Origin of the sequence: Marixanthomonas sp. SCSIO 43207 (genome assembly GCF_019904255.1) — a bacterium.
GTDB lineage: Bacteria > Bacteroidota > Bacteroidia > Flavobacteriales > Flavobacteriaceae > Marixanthomonas.
Window position 1 is genome coordinate 474,371 of the sequence record NZ_CP063203.1, and the last position, 19,286, is coordinate 493,656.

At 34.1% G+C, this 19,286-nt stretch carries 20 protein-coding genes and 2 tRNA genes; 12 read left to right on the forward strand and 10 right to left on the reverse strand.

Annotated features, from left to right (window positions below):
* Positions 1-33: 33 nt before the first annotated feature.
* Genes INR76_RS02255 through xrtF form a run of 3 tightly spaced genes read right to left on the reverse strand, consistent with a single transcriptional unit; the run spans position 34 to position 1,593 of the window.
* On the reverse strand, positions 34-576 hold the full coding sequence (locus INR76_RS02255) for a DUF3347 domain-containing protein (RefSeq protein ID WP_223109048.1): 543 nt from the start codon (positions 574-576) through the stop codon (positions 34-36).
* Between the two features lie 47 nt (positions 577-623).
* A complete protein-coding gene (locus tag INR76_RS02260) occupies positions 624-1,049 on the reverse strand; it encodes an exosortase F system-associated protein (protein ID WP_223109049.1) in 426 nt (141 codons plus the stop codon).
* Positions 1,042-1,593 carry an exosortase family protein XrtF gene (gene xrtF / locus INR76_RS02265; protein WP_223109050.1) on the reverse strand — a complete coding sequence of 184 codons (552 nt, stop codon included), beginning with the start codon at positions 1,591-1,593 and terminating at the stop codon, positions 1,042-1,044. Before xrtF ends, INR76_RS02260 begins: the two co-directional genes overlap by 8 nt.
* Positions 1,594-1,681: 88 nt before the next feature.
* Between xrtF and INR76_RS02270 the strand changes: the two genes are divergently transcribed.
* Entirely contained in the window at positions 1,682-2,137 is a 456-nt protein-coding gene (locus tag INR76_RS02270; protein WP_223109051.1) for a GAF domain-containing protein, read from the forward strand.
* A 1-nt stretch (position 2,138) separates the two neighbouring features.
* Here INR76_RS02270 and INR76_RS02275 read toward each other — a convergent pair whose 3' ends face one another.
* Positions 2,139-3,395, reverse strand: coding sequence for an ABC transporter permease (locus INR76_RS02275; RefSeq protein WP_223109052.1), 1,257 nt, complete (start codon positions 3,393-3,395; stop codon positions 2,139-2,141).
* Between the two features lie 191 nt (positions 3,396-3,586).
* Between INR76_RS02275 and purH the strand changes: the two genes are divergently transcribed.
* The 6 genes from purH to rodA all read left to right on the forward strand — a co-directional run bounded on the left by purH (position 3,587) and on the right by rodA (position 10,727).
* Positions 3,587-5,119 carry a bifunctional phosphoribosylaminoimidazolecarboxamide formyltransferase/IMP cyclohydrolase gene (gene purH, locus INR76_RS02280; RefSeq protein WP_223109053.1) on the forward strand — a complete coding sequence of 511 codons (1,533 nt, stop codon included), beginning with the start codon at positions 3,587-3,589 and terminating at the stop codon, positions 5,117-5,119.
* A gap of 64 nt (positions 5,120-5,183) precedes the next feature.
* On the forward strand, positions 5,184-6,212 hold the full coding sequence (locus INR76_RS02285) for a rod shape-determining protein (RefSeq protein WP_223109054.1): 1,029 nt from the start codon (positions 5,184-5,186) through the stop codon (positions 6,210-6,212).
* Between the two features lie 13 nt (positions 6,213-6,225).
* Entirely contained in the window at positions 6,226-7,053 is an 828-nt protein-coding gene (gene mreC, locus INR76_RS02290) for a rod shape-determining protein MreC (RefSeq protein WP_223109055.1), read from the forward strand.
* On the forward strand, positions 7,043-7,549 hold the full coding sequence (locus tag INR76_RS02295) for a rod shape-determining protein MreD (RefSeq protein ID WP_223109056.1): 507 nt from the start codon (positions 7,043-7,045) through the stop codon (positions 7,547-7,549). The genes mreC and INR76_RS02295 overlap by 11 nt, the downstream gene beginning before the upstream one ends.
* A 50-nt stretch (positions 7,550-7,599) precedes the next feature.
* Positions 7,600-9,468, forward strand: a complete 1,869-nt coding sequence (mrdA, locus tag INR76_RS02300; protein WP_223109057.1) for a penicillin-binding protein 2 — start codon at positions 7,600-7,602, stop codon at positions 9,466-9,468.
* On the forward strand, positions 9,468-10,727 hold the full coding sequence (rodA, locus tag INR76_RS02305) for a rod shape-determining protein RodA (protein WP_223109058.1): 1,260 nt from the start codon (positions 9,468-9,470) through the stop codon (positions 10,725-10,727). The genes mrdA and rodA overlap by 1 nt, the downstream gene beginning before the upstream one ends.
* Here rodA and INR76_RS02310 read toward each other — a convergent pair.
* Both INR76_RS02310 and INR76_RS02315 read right to left on the reverse strand, forming a co-directional pair.
* Positions 10,724-11,539 carry a DNA/RNA non-specific endonuclease gene (locus INR76_RS02310; protein WP_223109059.1) on the reverse strand — a complete coding sequence of 272 codons (816 nt, stop codon included), beginning with the start codon at positions 11,537-11,539 and terminating at the stop codon, positions 10,724-10,726. The genes rodA and INR76_RS02310 overlap by 4 nt on opposite strands.
* Before the next feature lie 21 nt (positions 11,540-11,560).
* Positions 11,561-12,331: a LexA family transcriptional regulator gene (locus INR76_RS02315; protein ID WP_223109060.1), complete on the reverse strand. Its 771-nt coding sequence runs from the start codon at positions 12,329-12,331 to the stop codon at positions 11,561-11,563.
* 156 nt (positions 12,332-12,487) lie between these two features.
* On the opposite strand from INR76_RS02315, the gene INR76_RS02320 reads away from it, so the two are divergent.
* The 3 genes from INR76_RS02320 to INR76_RS02325 all read left to right on the forward strand — a co-directional run bounded on the left by INR76_RS02320 (position 12,488) and on the right by INR76_RS02325 (position 13,606).
* Positions 12,488-12,724: a hypothetical protein gene (locus INR76_RS02320; protein ID WP_223109061.1), complete on the forward strand. Its 237-nt coding sequence runs from the start codon at positions 12,488-12,490 to the stop codon at positions 12,722-12,724.
* Positions 12,725-13,011: 287 nt separating this feature from the next.
* A complete protein-coding gene (locus tag INR76_RS13925) occupies positions 13,012-13,134 on the forward strand; it encodes a hypothetical protein (protein ID WP_255592753.1) in 123 nt (40 codons plus the stop codon).
* A 25-nt stretch (positions 13,135-13,159) separates the two neighbouring features.
* Positions 13,160-13,606 (forward strand): hypothetical protein, encoded by a 447-nt coding sequence (locus INR76_RS02325; protein ID WP_223109062.1) that lies wholly within the window; start codon positions 13,160-13,162, stop codon positions 13,604-13,606.
* Positions 13,607-13,669: 63 nt separating this feature from the next.
* Here the strand turns inward: INR76_RS02325 and INR76_RS02330 are convergent.
* The 3 genes from INR76_RS02330 to mutS form a co-directional block, all read right to left on the reverse strand.
* Positions 13,670-13,755, reverse strand: a tRNA-Leu gene (locus tag INR76_RS02330).
* Between the two features lie 47 nt (positions 13,756-13,802).
* Positions 13,803-13,875, reverse strand: a tRNA-Gly gene (locus tag INR76_RS02335).
* A 95-nt stretch (positions 13,876-13,970) separates the two neighbouring features.
* Entirely contained in the window at positions 13,971-16,595 is a 2,625-nt protein-coding gene (mutS, locus tag INR76_RS02340) for a DNA mismatch repair protein MutS (RefSeq protein WP_223109063.1), read from the reverse strand.
* Between the two features lie 160 nt (positions 16,596-16,755).
* On the opposite strand from mutS, the gene INR76_RS02345 reads away from it, so the two are divergent.
* Positions 16,756-17,292: an RNA methyltransferase gene (locus INR76_RS02345; protein ID WP_223109064.1), complete on the forward strand. Its 537-nt coding sequence runs from the start codon at positions 16,756-16,758 to the stop codon at positions 17,290-17,292.
* 8 nt (positions 17,293-17,300) lie between these two features.
* Here INR76_RS02345 and folK read toward each other — a convergent pair whose 3' ends face one another.
* The gene (gene folK, locus INR76_RS02350) at positions 17,301-18,425 is read right to left on the reverse strand and encodes a 2-amino-4-hydroxy-6-hydroxymethyldihydropteridine diphosphokinase (protein ID WP_223109942.1); all 1,125 of its coding nucleotides are present in this window, start codon (positions 18,423-18,425) and stop codon (positions 17,301-17,303) included.
* A 132-nt stretch (positions 18,426-18,557) separates the two neighbouring features.
* On the opposite strand from folK, the gene INR76_RS02355 reads away from it, so the two are divergent.
* On the forward strand, positions 18,558-19,253 hold the full coding sequence (locus INR76_RS02355; protein WP_223109065.1) for a queuosine precursor transporter: 696 nt from the start codon (positions 18,558-18,560) through the stop codon (positions 19,251-19,253).
* Positions 19,254-19,286: the final 33 nt, after the last annotated feature.

The following is a 19,286-nucleotide window of genomic DNA, read 5'->3' on the forward strand; positions in this document are numbered from 1 at the left end:
TATTTTTAAAAAAGATTTGTAAGTGTTTCTGGGTTATTGAATTTCTGCATCTACGCGACCGCATTTTAGCATTCTATCACCAAAATAAGGATTCATAATATCTTTGCTTTCACTCAACCAATATGCACCTTCGTTATTAAAAGCCATTGGGCAGTATTGTTTATAGATTGTACCAGATTGTAACGCATCTTTCATTATATTTTCAACCTCAACAGTTACATCAACAAAGGCTTTGCGTTGCTCTTCTACGTCACTACTTTCAGATATTTTTTGCGTTGCATCTAAAACATTTTTATCAACCCCAAAGTTTGCAAATGCAGTCATCAAGTTTGAAGCTTCTTGTGAGGCTTTTTTGGCATTTGTATTTACTAGTGCTGTTTTAAGGTTAATATATTGATTAAAAATTGATGCTTTTTTTTCATCTTTAAACTTTGCATCTATGTTTTCAGACTCGTACACTTTAGCTTCTTTAGTCTCTACAGTTTTTACTTCGGGCTCGGTTTTCTTTTTATCATCTGCACAAGAAAAAAGAGTAACTGCAACTAATAATATGGATAAAATTATGCTTTTTTTCATGGTTTTTTATTTCAAAAAATTATGTTTTCCAAAGATACAAAATTGCTTTATGCTTTCTTCTGAAAATAAAACGCAGGAATCAAAATAAGTAAAAATAAAGGCTGAATTAAAAAACGTCTCACATAAAACAAAAGCATATAATCTCCCGGTTGGTATGTGTTAATTAAAAAATTATAAAAACCTGCCAAAAGCAAAAAAAGAGCTACGTACAAAAGAGTTGATAGCTTTACTATTTCAGCCTTTTTAAACGCAAACCAAAGAATGAATAAAGACAAAATGGTGTTTATAAAATATCGAAAGGCAAGATGTACCATTAATTTTGACATTTTAAAATCTGGCAACATTGCATTTGAATAGTCGTGTTTAAAAAATTGAATCAAGGGATCATAAAAAAGAGTTTCTTCAAAAAGCCTAACACCTATCAACAAACAAAACCCTACAACACACAATATGATGCGAATCGCTTTATTCATTATTCCTTTTTTTAACAGTCACATTTTTAACCCAAAATAACCAAAGCAAAAAAACCATCCCATAAATAATCGCAGGAAAAACTATTTGATGTAAAAAATCTGTATGCTCAGGATAATGGTACAATGCAATTGTAAGCAATGCAACTCGCAAAATATTTACAGCATAAATAAGTGCTATTCCGGCAAAAATAAAAAGAGCGGTTTTTTTAAATTTTTCTGAAAATGATACAACAAAAGCTACAAACAGAATTATAACACTTACAGCATTGCACCCTTCAACCACTTGTGCCAAAAAAACATCATCAATATACAAACCCATAGACGCACCCGGAACAAATGCTTGCATCGATGCGTTATACCCAAACGATTCAATTACAGCCGTAGTTTGTTTGGCAACAAGGTGTGTAATAAAATCTGGATAATACACTTCACTTTTTCCGTAATCTAGGTACAAAGAATATAAAAATATAAGCACCAAGTAAGTTCCTAAGAACAAAAGAATAAACTTGATAACAGATTTATATTTCAGAAAAAGAGTTTTCAAATACAATATATAATTTTAACAAAAATAAAGCATTTCAACTTGGGCTTTATGCAGCTTTTGAAATACTTTTACCACAAAATAAATCACTATGTCTTTTGAAGCTTTAAAACCCAAAGTAACTACAATTTTAGCAAACGAAAAAGAATCTGTAAAACAACGCCTTACAGAAGTTTGTGAATTACTACAAACCTCATTAGGGTATTATGATTGGGTAGGCTTCTATTTTGCAAATCACGATCAAAAAACATTACACCTTGAAGCCTTTGCCGGTGAACCTACAGACCATGTAGTGATACCATTTGGAAAAGGAATTTGTGGTCAAGTAGCAGAAAGTAACGAAAATTTTGTAGTTGCCGATGTAAAAGCTCAAAACAATTATATTGCTTGCAGCATGTATGTTAAAGCAGAAATTGTTATTCCGCTTTTTAAGGATGGAAAAAACATTGGGCAAATAGATATTGATTCACACACAGAAGATCCTTTTTCTTCTGAAGACGAGCGTTTTCTTGAATGGGTCAATCAACAAGTAGCTCAAATTTTATAGCTTACATACCCGTTCTAATTGCCTCAACCGGATCTAGTTTTGAAGCTGAAATAGCCGGAAGTATTCCTGAAATTAATCCAATTCCTGCTGAAATTGCAGTACCAATAAACATATTCCAAGGTGATAAAACAAATTCAAAGTCACCTGTAAATTGTGAGGCTAATAATGACACAAAAAAGACAAGCACTAGGCCTATCAAACCTCCAATAACTGCAAGTATAACAGCTTCAAATAGAAACTGTAATAATATAAACCGGTTTTTTGCACCCAATGATTTTTGAATTCCAATTAAATTAGTTCGTTCTTTTACACTCACAAACATAATATTGGCAATACCAAAGCCACCAACTAGTAACGAAAACCCACTAATTATGAGGCCTATAAAATTCATTTGTCTGGTAATATTATCTATTAAATCTGCAAACCCTTGTAGTTGATTTACAAAAAAGGTATTTACTTCACCAGGTTTAGTTCCTCTTTTTAAACGAAGTTTTTGCTCCAGTAAAGCTATAAACTCTTCATTATCGATATCTTTCTCGGGTTTTATCACAATCTGCGGAAACGTGCTTTTATTATTATCGCCATACATGCGCCTAACAATATTTACCGGCATCCAGATTGACGTGTCTTTTGAGCCACCAAACAAACCTGCTCCTTCTTTTTCTAGTACGCCAATTACATTAAACTTTCTACCATAAATGCGTACTTCTTTCCCAATGGCTCTTTGGCTTCCGCCGAAAAGCTTTTGAGCAATTTCATACCCTACAACTACAACCATAGACCCGCTATTGGATTCGGCGCCATTAAAAAAACGTCCAGTATCCAATTGCAGCGCTTCTATGTAATAATATGTATCTGTTACAGCACCAATAGGAACATCGCTTATTTGATTATCACCATATTTTACTGTTTCATTAGGCACATTTAAGGTGTAAGTTGCATAATCCAAATTTGGAACATTACTTTCTAAGTACTGGTATTCTTCATAAGTCACCATTGGGAACTGGTCTCGTTTCCATCGAGGAACATCTGTGGGGCCAAAAGAAAAATGTGATAAAATAATCGTGCTTTTATCAAGTGAACTTATATTTCCTTCAATCTCTCTTTTTAAAGAATCTACAGCTGCCAAAACAGCAATTATTGAAAAAATACCTATAGTTACTCCCACCAATGACAGAAATGTACGTAGCTTGTTGTTTTTTAATGCATTGACTGCAAAACCAAAACTTTCTTTTAAAACTCGTAAGTAAACCAGCATTTTTATTCAGTTATTAATTATTAAAACAACAGTTACGTTTAATAAAATTACAAATCTGTACTCCTATTTTATTGTAAAATACAAGGTATTGATTTTTTTGAAAAAATTAATACATCCATTGGACGGTTTCTATACCATATTGTTACAATTTTATATGTAATTATGTACTTTTGCCCCTTAAATTTCAATCCATGGGCGATACAAAAAAAATCACTTCAGCATTAATTTCAGTTTTTCATAAAGAAGGACTAGAACCAATTGTAAAACAGCTTGACAAACTAGGCGTTACCATATACTCTACCGGCGGAACTCAAAAATTTATCAATGACCTAGGAATCGATGTTGTACCGGTTGAAGAGGTTACCGATTATCCTTCTATTTTGGGAGGTCGTGTAAAAACCTTGCACCCAAAAGTTTTTGGTGGTATTTTAAACCGTCAAGACAATGAAAGTGATGTTACCGAAATGGATCAATACAATATTCCTCAGCTTGATTTGGTGATTGTAGATCTATATCCTTTTGAAAAAACGGTTGCCTCTGGCGCAGCCGAACAAGATATTATTGAAAAAATAGATATTGGCGGTATTTCACTAATACGCGCAGCTGCAAAAAACTTTAAAGACACACTTTGTGTTTCTTCTATGGAAGATTATGAAGAGGTGTTACAGCTTATTTCAGAAAATGAAGGAAAAACCAGCTTGAAAGACAGAAAGCGTTTTGCTGCAAAATCATTTAATATATCTTCTCATTACGATTCTGCGATATTCAACTACTTTAATTCTGAAAAAGAAATTACTTCATTAAAAATAAGCGAAACAAAAGGAAAAGAACTTCGTTACGGCGAAAACCCACATCAAAAAGGCTATTTCTTTGGTGATTTTGAAGCGATGTTTGATAAATTACACGGTAAAGAATTAAGCTACAACAACCTTCTTGACGTTGACGCCGCAATTAACTTAATGTCTGAGTTTACAGATGAAGCACCTACATTTGCCATTTTAAAACACAATAATGCCTGCGGAATTGCCCAACGAGATACTGTTAAACAAGCATATGTTGATGCATTGGCAGGTGATCCCGTTTCGGCCTTTGGCGGAATTTTAATTAGTAATTCTGAAATTGACGAAGCCACCGCTGAAGAAATTCATAAACTATTTTGTGAAGTAGTTATTGCACCTTCTTTTTCAGAAAATGCTTTAGACATTTTAAAAGGAAAAAAGAATAGAATTATATTAATTCAAAAACAAACTAAACTTCCAGAAACACAAGTAAGAACTAGCCTCAACGGATATTTGGTTCAAGATAAAGACTCAAAAACCGATTCAAAAGAAGAATTAACTTACAAAACCAACAATAAACCTAGCAATAGCGAGTTAGAAGATTTGTTGTTTGCTTCAAAGATTTGTAAACACACCAAAAGTAACACCATTGTTTTGGCAAAAAACAAACAATTGTGTGCCAGCGGAACCGGACAAACATCTCGCGTAGATGCGCTACGTCAAGCCATTGAAAAAGCCAATAGTTTTGAGTTTAATTTAGACGGAGCTGTTATGGCCAGCGATGCGTTTTTTCCATTTCCAGATTGTGTAGAAATAGCAGACAACGCCGGAATTAAAGCAGTAATTCAACCCGGAGGCTCTATAAAAGATGAGCTAAGCATTGATTATTGCAACAAAAATGAAATGTCAATGGTATTTACAGGTACTCGTCATTTTAAACACTAAAAATGTTACATTTGTGAATAGCAGTAGCTTATCACGTATAATTTCAATACCACCAAAATAAGATATGGGATTTTTTGATTTCTTAACGGAAGAAATAGCCATCGATTTAGGGACAGCAAACACCTTAATCATTCACAACGACAAGGTTGTTGTTGATGCACCTTCCATTGTTGCACGAGACCGTTCTACCGGTAAAATTATAGCCGTTGGTCGAGAAGCCAGCATGATGCAAGGAAAAACACATGAAAACATTAAAACCATTCGCCCATTAAAAGATGGTGTAATTGCAGATTTTGATGCTAGTGAAAAAATGATCAATATGTTCATTAAAGACATTCCGGCATTAAAGAAAAAATGGCTTACCCCTTCCCTACGTATGGTGGTTTGTATTCCTAGCGGAATTACCGAAGTAGAAATGCGCGCCGTTAAAGAAAGTGCAGAACGTGTAAACGGTAAAGAAGTATATCTTATTCACGAACCCATGGCTGCTGCAATAGGTATTGGTGTAGATATTATGCAACCCAAAGGTAATATGGTAGTTGACATAGGTGGTGGTACTACAGAAATTGCTGTAATTGCACTTGGTGGGATTGTATGTGATAAATCTATAAAAATTGCCGGTGATGTATTTACAAACGACATTATCTATTACATGCGCACCCAACACAACTTGTATGTAGGCGAACGTACTGCCGAAAAAATTAAAATTCAAATCGGTGCTGCTACAGAAGACTTGGAGCTTCCACCAGAAGAAATGTCGGTTCAAGGTAGAGATTTGTTAACCGGAAAGCCTAAACAAGTGCAAACCTCTTTCAGAGAAATTGCAAAAGCCTTAGACAAATCAATTCTTCGTATTGAAGATGCTGTGATGGAAACACTATCACAAACTCCTCCAGAGTTGGCGGCAGATATCTACAACACCGGAATTTATTTAGCTGGTGGTGGATCAATGCTACGTGGCCTAGATAAACGTTTGTCTCAAAAAACAGACCTTCCGGTGTATATAGCAGAAGATCCTTTAAGAGCTGTAGTTCGCGGAACAGGCATTTGCTTGAAAAACTTAAACAAATACAAAAGTGTGTTGATAAAATAGGAAATAACTCGTCATGCAACAGATAATCTTTTTCTTTATACGGAATAAAAATTTCCTGTTGTTTGGTATTTTATTCCTCTTCTCAATTTACCTCACTATACAAACACACAGCTTTCACAACGGAAAGTATGTAAGTTCGGCTAATTTTTTAAGCGGAAATGTTTTTAGTGCAAAAAGTAATGTTACCGGATATTTTGGATTAGAAAACGAAAATGAACGTCTCATTGAAGAAAATAAACGCCTTAGAACACAACTAAGTACCTTTAATTCAGAAAGAGATTCTTTAAAAATTGATAGCAACAATATATCACCAGATTTCATCTTCAGAAGTGCGAGAATAATTAACAACACGTATTCAAAAACCAAAAACTACCTTACCCTGAAGAAAGGAAAAAAGGATAGTATAAAGATTGATATGGGTGTTATTTCTTCAAAAGGAATAATTGGTATAGTAAACGCCACTTCAGAAAACTTTTCTACAGTGCAATCTATTTTAAACACCAACAGCCAAATTAACGCACGATTAAAAAAATCTAGTCACTTTGGTTCTCTTACTTGGGATACTAAAAAACCAAATATTGTTCAATTAATTGATATACCAAGACTAGCTCCTGTTGCTGTAGGCGACACAATCGTTACAGGCGGAAAATCAACAATTTTTCCTGAAGGAATTTTAATAGGTACTGTTGATTCTTTTAATCTGGAAGAAGATGCAAATTATTATGACCTTCAAGTAAAACTGTTTAATGATATGACCAATTTAAAACACGTTTATATCATTGAAAATATGAACAAAGAAGAAATCCTTCAACTGGAAAATGAAGTAGAGAATGCAGAATAACGCGATATTGATAAATGTAGTAAGGTTTATTCTCCTTATTTTAATTCAGGTTTTACTATTAAATCACATTAATTTTTTAGGGTACATCAATCCCTATGTTTACATCTTATTTATTTTACTTTTTCCGCTTAACGGAAACAAAGGATTACTTATTTTTTTAAGTTTTGTATTGGGTCTTACTGTAGATATTTTTGGTGATTCGGGAGGTGTTCACGCAGCAGCTTCTGTGTTTATTGCGTATATACGTCCTTGGATTTTAAAATTTTCATTTGGCATAAGTTATGAGCACAACAATATAAAGATTAACAAAACCTCACTTGCACAACGTTTTACATATGTTTCGGTTATGGTTTTGTTACATCATATCATTTTATTCTGGTTAGAAGTTTTTAGTGTTTCGCACATACTTTTAATACTAAAATCTACGTTATTTTCAGGAATATTTAGTATAATTCTATTAATGAGCTTTCTAACCTTATTCAGCCGAAAAAATTAATTATTAACCCGCTTTTCTGAAGCTGTTTTAAAAAGAGCAAACGTAGTAACATGCGTAAATTATTATTAATTGTTGTTGTATTGATTACCGGAGTAGTGTTTGCCGGAAGATTATTTTATCTTCAGGTTTATGACACTTCATTTCAACAATTATCACAAAACAATGCTGTAAAAGTTCTTTATGATTATCCGCAACGTGGTTATATTTTTGATAGAAATGGAGAATTACTGGTGTCAAATCAGCCTTCGTATGATGTCATGGTTATTCCAAGAGAGGTAAAACCACTTGACACAACCGAATTCTGTAAACTATTAAAGATAACCAAAGGCAGGTTTGATACTATTTTACAAAAAGCTAAAGTATACTCTCCTCGATTACCATCTGTTGTTATCCCGCAATTAACAAAATCTGAATATGCATTTCTTTCAGAAAAAATGTATAAATATGAAGGGTTTTACATTCAAAAGCGATCTCTTAGAGATTACCAAGTAGAACATTCTGCCAATGTATTGGGTTATATTGCTGAAGTAAACCAAAGAATCATCAAAGAAAACCCTTATTACCAAATGGGTGAGTTAATTGGTAAACAAGGAGTTGAACTACAATATGAAGATGTTTTACGAGGAGTAAAAGGTGTAAAATACATTCAAAAAGATCGATTTAATAGAGATATTGGCCCTTTTAATAACGGAATTTTTGACACGCTTCCCAAAAAAGGAAAAGATCTACAGTTAACCATAGATTCTGAATTGCAAAAATATGGTGAACAATTAATGATAAACAAACGTGGCGGTATTGTTGCTCTTCAACCCAAAACAGGTGAGATATTAAGCTTAGTTACAGCACCAAACTATGACCCCGGTTTGCTGGTAGGAAGAGAACGCTCAGAAAACTTTACTCGGCTTTGGTATGATACTATTGCAAAACCACTTTTTGATAGAGGCTTGCAAGGCGAATATCCTCCGGGTTCTCCTTTTAAAACGCTTACAGCCTTGATTGGTATGCAAGAAGGTGTGATTGACACTGAAGAACGTATTGCTTGTCACGGTGGCTATTTTTATGGTAGAGGCAGAAAATTAGGCTGTCACCACCACCCAAGCCCTTTATCTATGACTGCCGGAATTGCAAATTCTTGTAACGCCTATTTCTGTACCGTTTATAGACGGTCTATTGAAAAATATGACACCCCACAAATAGGGATTGATAATTGGGAGCGTCACCTTGAAAGTTTTGGCTTGGGACATTATTTAGGATATGATTTACCAAGCGGTAGACCTGGAAAAATCCCTGATTCAGATTTGTATAATAGAGTTTACAGATACCCTGAATATAAATGGTATGCAACAGCTACTATATCAAACGCTATTGGGCAAGGAGAAGTGTTAATGACACCTATACAAATGGCAAACTTTACTGCTACAATTGCAAATAGAGGTTGGTACTATACACCACACGTTATAAAAGGGATAGGCGAAAAAGACAGTATACCAAAAGAATACACAAAAAAACATATGACTACTATTGATCCAAAGCATTTTGAACCAGTAGTTGAAGGTATGCACGAAGTTTATACCCGAGGTACAGCTTCACACATTGGTGTTCCCGGTATTGAAATTTGTGGAAAAACAGGAACTGCAGAAAATTACATACGCATCGACGGAAAAAGGATGCAATTAACAGATCATTCTATATTTGTTGCCTTTGCTCCTAAAGATGATCCTAAAATTGCAATTGCTGTATTTGTTGAAAATGGCTATTGGGGTTCTAGATGGGCAGGACGAATTGCAGGTTTGATGATTGAAAAATATATAAAAGGAGAAATCACCCGAAAAGACATGGAAAACTTTGTACTCAACGGAAGTCTAGAAGAAGAATACGCAAAACCGTACAGCGGTGAACCTTTTAAAATAAATAAATAATGGCTGTAGGAAAGAGCTTGGTAAAGCTAGATTGGCTTACTATTTTTCTATATTTTGCTTTAATCGCCATTGGTTGGGTTAATATCTACTCTGCTTCATTAGATGATAGCGCTACTAGCTTTTGGGACTTTGACCAAATTTACACCAAGCAATTAATCTGGATATTTTTAAGCGTAGTACTCATCATATTTATTTTAGCAATTGAAGCTAAGTTTTATGAACGCTTTTCCAGTATTATTTACCTAGCGTCTCTGTTATCCCTAGTAGGTCTATTTTTCTTTGGCAAAACCATATCTGGAGCGACATCATGGTATTCATTTGGCGGTGTTGGTTTGCAGCCAAGTGAATTTGCAAAAGCTGCTACAGCATTAGCATTGTCAAAATTTTTAACAGACATACAGACCGATATATATGTTTTTAAAGACCAGTTAAAAGCATTTATGATAATCCTATTGCCAGCACTACTTATTGTACCTCAGCCAGACCCTGGAAGTGCTTTAATCTATGCAGCATTTATTTTTCCATTATACAGAGAAGGACTTCATTTTGTTTATTTATTACTAGGTTTTTTTGCAGCCGCTCTTTTCATATCTACATTAGCTTTTGGTTTTTGGTGGGTGATTGTAGGAGTAATACTCATTGCTGCATTTATTTTCTTCAGAAGAAGAAAAAAACGTCCTAGCATATTCAAATATTCGGTTATTGTATTGGCTTGTATTGGGTTTTCTCTTTCGGTAAATTATATATTTAATAACATATTTGAGCAGCGCCATAGAGACCGTTTTAATATCGTTTTGGGTAAAGAAACAGATTCAAAAGGTATTGGCTATAACACCAACCAAAGTGAAATTGCCATTGGTAGCGGAAGATGGTTAGGAAAAGGCTGGACAGAAGGCACACAAACTAAAGGCAAGTTTGTTCCTGAGCAACATACAGATTATATTTTTAGTACCGTAGGTGAAGAGTGGGGCTTTATTGGTAGTATGGTCGTGCTACTACTGTACGTAGGCCTAATTGTAAGGTTATTATTTTTAGCTGAAAGACAAAAAAACCCATTTAGTAGAGTGTATGGGTATAGTGTAGCCTCTATCCTTTTCTTTCATTTTTTTGTAAATGTAGGTATGGTAACAGGGCTTTTACCCACCGTTGGTATACCGCTACCGTTTTTTAGCTATGGCGGCTCCGGTTTATGGGGTTTTACCATCTTACTCTTTATCTTTATTAGATTGGATGGAGCAAATTCTTATTACGGAATTTAATAGTTTTTCCAATAATTCACATCAAGTTTTGCTTCGAGAGGTTTTTCTATAGAGTTGGGTAAGTTTGAAAAGAAATCAATTCCTGTATGTCTCTCTACGTCATCAATGGTGACGGCGTATGCATAGTATGAATCACTCGTAGCTTGATTAGGAATTAAAAAAGCAATCGCTCTGTGATTTCCTTGTGAATAGTCTACAATAATTTTATAAAAATGTTCTGGAACTGCAACCTCTTCATCACCGATGGTTAATAACCCTTTTTTTAAAACTCCTCCGGTAACTACATGTACGCCATCAAACTTTTTTGCCCAACTGCGTGTTTTCTGTTCCAGACGGTTCCAAATACCGGCATTAAACTCATGATTTTGCGGACTTATATTACTGGTTAAAAAGGTTTCGTGATAGGCATTTTCTGAAAACTCTCTGTCTGCTGCTGCGCATAAATGTCCTCTATCATAACCTGAGTTTTTATAATTACGCCAATCTGCAGAACCTGTGCTTACTTTTCTATCTGTTATATAATAAGGCCTTTTATAGTTGTTGTTTACAACGTGGTTTTTACTTAACTCATAAGCAACCCATTCTGCCTGTTCAAAAGGTTCAGCATATGACAAGGTGTAGTATTTATGCTTAATTACAGTATTGTAAGTTGAGCTTGGTAAATAATCTGAATTAAATTCTGAATACGCTTCAACTGTTTCTTGACTCATATCTGGATAAGACTCATTCTGCTTATCCACATATTTTTCAGCATAAAACAAACCTACAGTTACTAATATTATCAATAAAGGATATATAAGTTTTCTAGACATACACTCTAATTACTGAAATTTTTAATCTTTAAGGCTTTTTATTTGACCTTTTAACTCTTCCATTGATTGTTGTAATTGCTTAAAAAGAGTTGTTTCAGACGGTTCATCAATATTAAAGCTTAGTTTACTGTTTACCTGCCACAACTCTTGAATATTTTTTACTTCAACATCAATAGGAAGATAGTCTGGGTTAAGAGAGATAAGACGAACTTTGGAGGGATTATTTGCTATTTTCTGTAGTTTTTTAACCAATACTGAATCATGTAATACGATGATATAGATTAAGCTATCATTGGCTTCATTGATGTTTGAAACTGCTTTTCCCAAAACCCATTCATTGGGACGAATAGAAGGCATCATACTATCTCCTTCAACCTGAAATCCTCGATAAGTAGCATTGCGATATTGCGGTAACGGAATATTAAACGCCGGGAGAGAATCATAATACTCAACATCTTGAATATTGTGAGGGTATCCCGCGGCTGCCTTTTGATTTACTAATAAAATGGTTTCTTGATCATTTGAGTCTACTGTAATGACTTTGGGGTTTACATTGGCTTGATTAATCTCAAGGTATTGAGTAAAGCTTTCACCAAATAACCAAAGAGGATTAATACCAAATTGACTTAAAAGCTTAGTAACAACTTTTCCGGTGATTTTGGTTTTCCCTCTTTCAATGTCTGCTGTGGTAGAACCTATTTCCAAAAGTTCAGCAAAAGAATGCTGTGTGTATTTAAGTTCTTCTCTTACTTTCTTAAAGCGCTTTGCTTCAATGGGTAGTTTTCGTTCCATTTTCCGAAGATACATTCTTTTTGGAATATATCCAAAATAACATGGACAACCTTTCAAAACTCTACCTACAAAATATGAAATTATTTTTTTAACACACTTCAACAATTAAAATTTTAATTACTTTTGGGTTATTATTAATCACTAATCACACATATTATGAAAAAAGTATTTTTATCATTTGCAGCCTTAGCTCTAGTTGCCTCTGTATATTCTTGTAGAGAAACAAACGAAGAAAAAGCTGAAGAAAACATGGAAGAAATGACTCAAGACATTGAAGACGCAGCTGAAGATACAGGTGATGCTATTGAAGAAGCAGCCGAAGATACCGGTGAAGCTATGGATAACGCAGCTGATGAAGTTGAGGATGAAATGAAAGGAAATGATGATATGTAATTAATTGCATATGTATAGAAAAACCCGCTCAGTATTGAAGCGGGTTTTTTTATGTTTTCAACGGAAAATTGCACATTTTAAAATGTTAACAAAAAGTTAATAATAACTTTTTAAAAATATATTTTAGTGCATTTAATCGAATATTTAAGTAATTTTGACCAATATATTTTTTATTTAAGAAAGAGTTAACCTACAAATGTAAGTAAAAGATATATTTATTTGACTATTAGATTTTTAAGGATTTCACCGTAAGTTTGTTTCATAATTTAACTTAAAAACGAGACATTATGAAAAAACTTATGTTTATTTTAGCAGTACTTGCACTTGCAGCAAGTTGTACCCCAGAATCATTAGGAACCGATGAGCAACAACTTGACAAATCAGAATATCAGATCCCACCAAACGGATAAAAAACAATCATATATAAACGGGGTGTTGTTAACTATCTTTTTAGTTACAACACCCTTTTTATTTTACTTTTACAAATTTGCCCCAAAAGGTGAAGAAGAATGGAAAACAATCTTTGGCACTATAACTTCGGGCGGTTTTGACAACATTCAAATCTATTTACACGCACTTGTTACAAAACTCACTTTTGTACTATTAACAGGAATTTGGTTTTTAACCTCAAAAAACTGGTGGCGTTACGCTATTTTAATCCCCTTCACCATGTTCCTATTTCAATTATCTGGTGTAATCAACTTTAAAATAAGCTATATTGATGAGTTTGATTTTTGGTACTCTTTACCTATAATCATACCCATACTCGTTTTATTGATTTACGTATCATACATCGCTAGAAAGAAAAGCATTAACAATGAGGATGAGCTTAAAAAAGAGGTAGATGATGAGATAAAGAAACTCCTAAGTGACGATTTATAAATCGCTTGTCCAAAACATTTAAATATAAAAACAAAAAAGCCTTATCAAACGATAAGGCTTTTGTACTGAAGGCGGGACTTGAACCCGCACGGACATTTCTGTCCATTGGATTTTAAGTCCAACGTGTCTACCAATTCCACCACTTCAGCATATTGGTATATTTTCTTTTAGTCAATTAACTAGTCAAGATACTCTGAGCGAAAAACGGGATTCGAACCCGCGACCTCCACCTTGGCAAGGTGGCGCTCTACCAACTGAGCTATTTTCGCGTTTTTAAAGAACTGCGCTTACGTATATAAGCGGATGCAAATTTAAAACTTTTACCCTAAAAGCAAAGCTATTTTTAAAAAATTTACACACTTTTTTATTTCTTTATTTTAACTGAAGCATTTCGCTGTAACATTCGTTTAATTTCATTTAGCTTCATTAAAGCCTCAACAGGTGTAAGAGTATCAATATCAATGTCTAATATTTCTTCTCTCAATTCTTCCAATAGAGGATCATCAAGTTTAAAGAAACTTAATTGCATTTCTTCTTTTGAAAGCTGTTTCATTTCTTCAGTTAATTCTTCAGAAGAATGTGAGCGTTCTAGGCGTTTTAATATTTTATTGGATCGATTAATGACAGCTTGAGGCATCCCGGCCATTTTTGCTACATGTATACCAAAACTGTGATGTGAACCGCCTGGAACTAGCTTCCGAAGGAAAAGTACGTTGTCTTTTAATTCTTTTACCGAAACATTATAATTTTTTACTCGGTCAAAAGTTTCTGTCATTTCATTTAATTCATGATAATGAGTAGCAAACAATGTTTTGGCACGAGAAGGGTGCTCGTGCAAATATTCACTAATGGCCCAAGCTATTGATATACCGTCATAGGTACTGGTTCCACGACCTATTTCATCTAAAAGCACCAAACTTCTTTCTGAAATATTATTCAAAATACTAGCCGTTTCATTCATCTCAACCATAAAGGTACTTTCACCCATTGAAATATTATCGCTCGCTCCTACTCGTGTGAAAATTTTATCTACACACCCCATTCGCACAGCTTCTGCAGGAACAAAACTTCCCATTTGAGCCAGTAAAACTATTAATGCTGTTTGACGTAAAATAGCAGATTTACCACTCATATTGGGACCTGTAATCATGATGATTTGCTGGTTTTCCCGATCTAAAAAAACATCATTAGCAATATAAGGGCTATCGAGCGGTAATTGCTGTTCAATAACAGGATGACGACCTTCTTTTATATCTAAATCAAAACTATCATCAAGTAAAGGGCGTTTGTATTTATGAGAAGCTGCTTGTACTGCAAAAGAACACAAGCAATCCAGCTCGGCTATCAAAGAAGCATTTTGCTGTACCGAACCAATAAACTGAAGCATCCACTCTACTAGTTTGCCAAATAAGTTTTGTTCAAGTGTTATTATTTTTTCTTCAGCACCTAATATTTTGGCTTCATACTCTTTTAATTCTTCGGTGATGTACCGTTCTGCACTTACGAGTGTTTGTTTTCTTATCCACTCTTCAGGAACTTTATCTTTATGAGTGTTTCTTACTTCAATATAATACCCAAACACATTATTTGAAGCTATCTTTAAGGAGGTTATCCCGGTGCGTTTTGCTTCACGCTCCAGCATATTGTCAAGGTATTCCTTTCCACCGTTGGCAATGCTTCTAAGCTCGTCAAGCTCTTCAGAAAAACCTTCTGCAATTGCGTTTCCTTTTAAAATGTTTACGGGAGCCTCTTCAACAAGGGTTTCTTTTATTTTGTTTCTAAGAGATTCGCATTCGTGTATTTGTTCTCCCAGTATTTGCAGTGATTCATTTTCAGCTTGTAATGCTTCATTTTTTATCGGAATAACAGCTTCTAGAGAGTTTTTAAGCTGAATCACTTCCCTAGGGTTAATTTTACCGGTTGCTACTTTTGAAATAAGGCGCTCTAGATCGCCCATTTTCTTCAAATGTTGTTGTGCACGGGTTAAAACCTTTTTGTTGTCAAGCAAATAACTGACTACTTCGTGACGACGATTGATAGTTTCGGTATTTTTAAGTGGCAATGCCATCCAACGTTTCAACAATCTACCACCCATAGGCGAAATAGTTTTATCCATTACATCAAGTAAGGTTACCGCATTTTGCTGTGTTGAGTGATACAGTTCTAGATTGCGAATTGTAAAACGGTCCATCCAAACGTATTCTTCTTCGGCAATGCGAGCTATTTTGGTAATATGTTGCAGTTTGTTATGTTGCGTTTCATCTAAATAATGCAATACAGCACCTGCGGCTATAATTCCATTTTCTAGATGATCAATGCCAAAACCCTTTAAATTTTTAGTATTGAAATGTTTATTTAAAGTTTCAGAAGCATAATCAATTTGATATACCCAATCTTCTAGATGAAAGGTGTGATATTGATCGCCAAAGGCTTCAGAAAAATACTTGCGTTTTTGTTTACTGAAAAGAATTTCTGAAGGATTAAAATTTTGGAGTAATTTGTCAATATACTCTGCATTACCTTCTGAGGTTAAAAACTCACCCGTAGAAACATCTAAAAAGGCAATCCCGATTTCTTTTTTGGTATTTGAAGAAAAATGTAACGCAGCCAAAAAGTTATTTGATTTGGATTGTAAAATATCATCGTTAAGCGCTACTCCAGGGGTTACCAGTTCGGTCACACCTCGTTTTACTATCTTCTTGGTTTGTTTGGGGTCTTCTAGCTGATCACAAATAGCTACTCTACAACCGGCTTTAACTAGTTTAGGTAAATAGGTGTTTAAAGAATGGTGTGGAAAACCAGCTAACTCGGTACGATCTCCTCCATTATTTCTGGCAGTAAGTGTGATGTTTAATATTTTGGCAGATTTCACGGCGTCTTCACCAAAAGTTTCATAAAAATCACCTACACGAAACAGCAATAAAGCATCTGGGTGTTTTGCTTTAATCGCATTGTATTGTTTCATCAAAGGAGTTACTTTCTTCGCCATAATCGTTCAAAAAATGTATTCTGTAAATGTAAGGAAACACCCTTGCTTTCCATAAAAATCACACCTACAAGTTATCTTGATTTATCAACAACTAATCAATAAACAAGTTTATGAAACGGTTTAAGATTTCTTACATTTACAGATAAAAGAAAAGATTGGTATGCAAAATAGAAAGTTAAAAAACAGTGAGCTAGAACGAATTTCTCCTTCTGAATTTAAAGAGGCCGATAAAACACCACTTATTATCATTCTTGATAATATAAGAAGCCTTAATAATATAGGCTCGGTCTTTCGCACGGCAGATGCTTTCTTAACAAAGAAAATTTACCTGTGCGGCATAACAGCGCAACCACCACATAAAGATATACAAAAAACAGCGTTGGGCGCTACCGATAGTGTGGAGTGGGAATATGCTGAAAACACAATGGATGTAATTTCTAAATTACAAGATGAAGGTGTTTTTGTAGCTTCTATTGAACAGGCTGAACTTTCTGTTTCGCTAGAAGATTTTTCACTTCAAAGAGCGATGACATATGCAGTGGTTTTTGGTAATGAAGTAAAAGGCGTGCAACAAGAGGTTGTTTCGGCGAGTGATGCGGTGATTGAGATTCCGCAATATGGCACTAAACATTCGTTAAATATTTCAGTGAGTGTTGGGGTTGTTGTATGGGATTTTTTCAGTAAACTGAAAAAGTAAACTCTTTTTTAATTTACAATTTGTTTTAAGACAGTTAAATAGTCTTTTCTGTTTTTTACAAAGTCTAATTCTGAAATATCTAGAACCTTAATGCGGTTATCGTGTTGGTTTTTAATAAACTCAAGATATCCTTGGTTTATTTTTTTTAAATAATCGGCTTCAATAGACTGTTCATATTTTCTTCCTCTTTTTTGAATGTTTTCAAGCAGTCGTTCTGTGTTTTGATATAAGTAAATGTACACATCTGGCTTTGGCAACTCTTTATGCATCAAGTGAAAGAGTTTTTTATACAGGATATATTCTTCTTCAGCTAGTGTGACTTTGGCAAATATCAATGACTTGTACACATCATAATCTGCTACAACACATTCTTTAAATAAATCAAATTGTTTAATATCATCTAGTAATTGTTGATATCTATCTGCTAAAAAAGACATCTCTAACGGAAACGCATACCGTTGCTGGTCTTTATAAAATTTTGGTAAAAATGGATTGTCTTTAAACCGTTCTAATATCAATTTTGCATTAAAATCTGATGCAATTTGTGTAGCCAAGCTGGTTTTTCCGGCGCCTATATTTCCTTCAATTGCTATATAATTAAATGCAGAAATATCATAATCGCTTTTGGGGTTTACCAACCATTTTGATTGTTTTTCCAATTGGCTTTCATCTGTAGTTTCGGCCAATAATTTTATAATTTTTTTCTTAAAAACAGGATGATCTGTTTGAGCAGCTATTTCGGCCAAAGGCTGCAAAACAAATTTTCTATTTTGCATTTCAGGATGAGGAATAGTAAGTTTTTTACTTTCTTTAATTACTGCATCAACCAAAAGAATATCAATATCAATAGGTCTTGATGTGTATCCTCCTTTTTTACGTTGACGTCCCATTTTTTTTTCAATGGAAAGAATTGCGTCCATTATTTTATTAGGAGAAAGCGTGCTTTGAACCAAGATTGCACAATTTAAAAAATCATCGCCTTCAAATCCCATTGCAGGAGTTTTATAAACTGATGATATTTTAATCACTGCACCTATTTCTTCATAAATTGAAGTTATTGCCTGTTGTAGGTTTTCAAATTTATTCCCTAGGTTACTACCTAACGATAAGTATATGTTTTGAAGTGGTTTGATGGGTGTTTTCCAGTTATTTTTTTAGAAATAAAAAATCAATATTGAAACTTGATAGTGCAGCCTCACTAATTTAAGACGAAATTAAGGAAAAGAAAAATACTGACCATTAAATTTGTTTGTTTAAACGCATACGTGGAAATACAACAACGCAAAGATCTTTTATTAGCACAGCGCATCTACTTGATTTTGGGCGCTTTATTTATTGCCTCATTGGTAGTTTCCAATTTAATATTTCAGAAATTTTTTTACTGGGATTTTTTCGGAATCTACACATTTGAAATCTCTGTTGGAATTCTTCCCTACCCTATCACGTTTTTAATAACCGATATTATTAGTGAAGTATACGGAAAGAAAAAAGCCAATCAAGTGGTCACTGCCGGTATTTTTGCATCGTTCTTTTCATTATTAATTATTTATGTTTCGGCAGCTGTCCCAGCAACAGATTGGAGCCCAATTGACGATGCTCTTTTTACAAAAGTATTTGGGGCTACAGCAATTGCAGTATTAGCATCGATGTTGGCCTATTTGTTTGCTCAATACATAGACATTCAGATATTTCATTTTTGGAAACGCATAACCAAAGGCAAACATTTATGGATACGAAACAATTTTTCTACTTTCTTTTCGCAGTTTGTAGACACATTTACAGTATTAATATTGCTCTGTAGTTTTGGAAAAATAGATTGGGGGTTATTTGGCGGTTTATTACTAAGTGGTTTTCTATTTAAGGTATTGGTTGCTGCTTGTGATACTCCTCTTTTATACGCTGTTGTATTTGTAATGAGAAAACGATTTGGTTTAAAAATGGGAGAAGAAATTAAAATGTAAATACTTAATAAACAGGTAAAAAATCAAAAATTT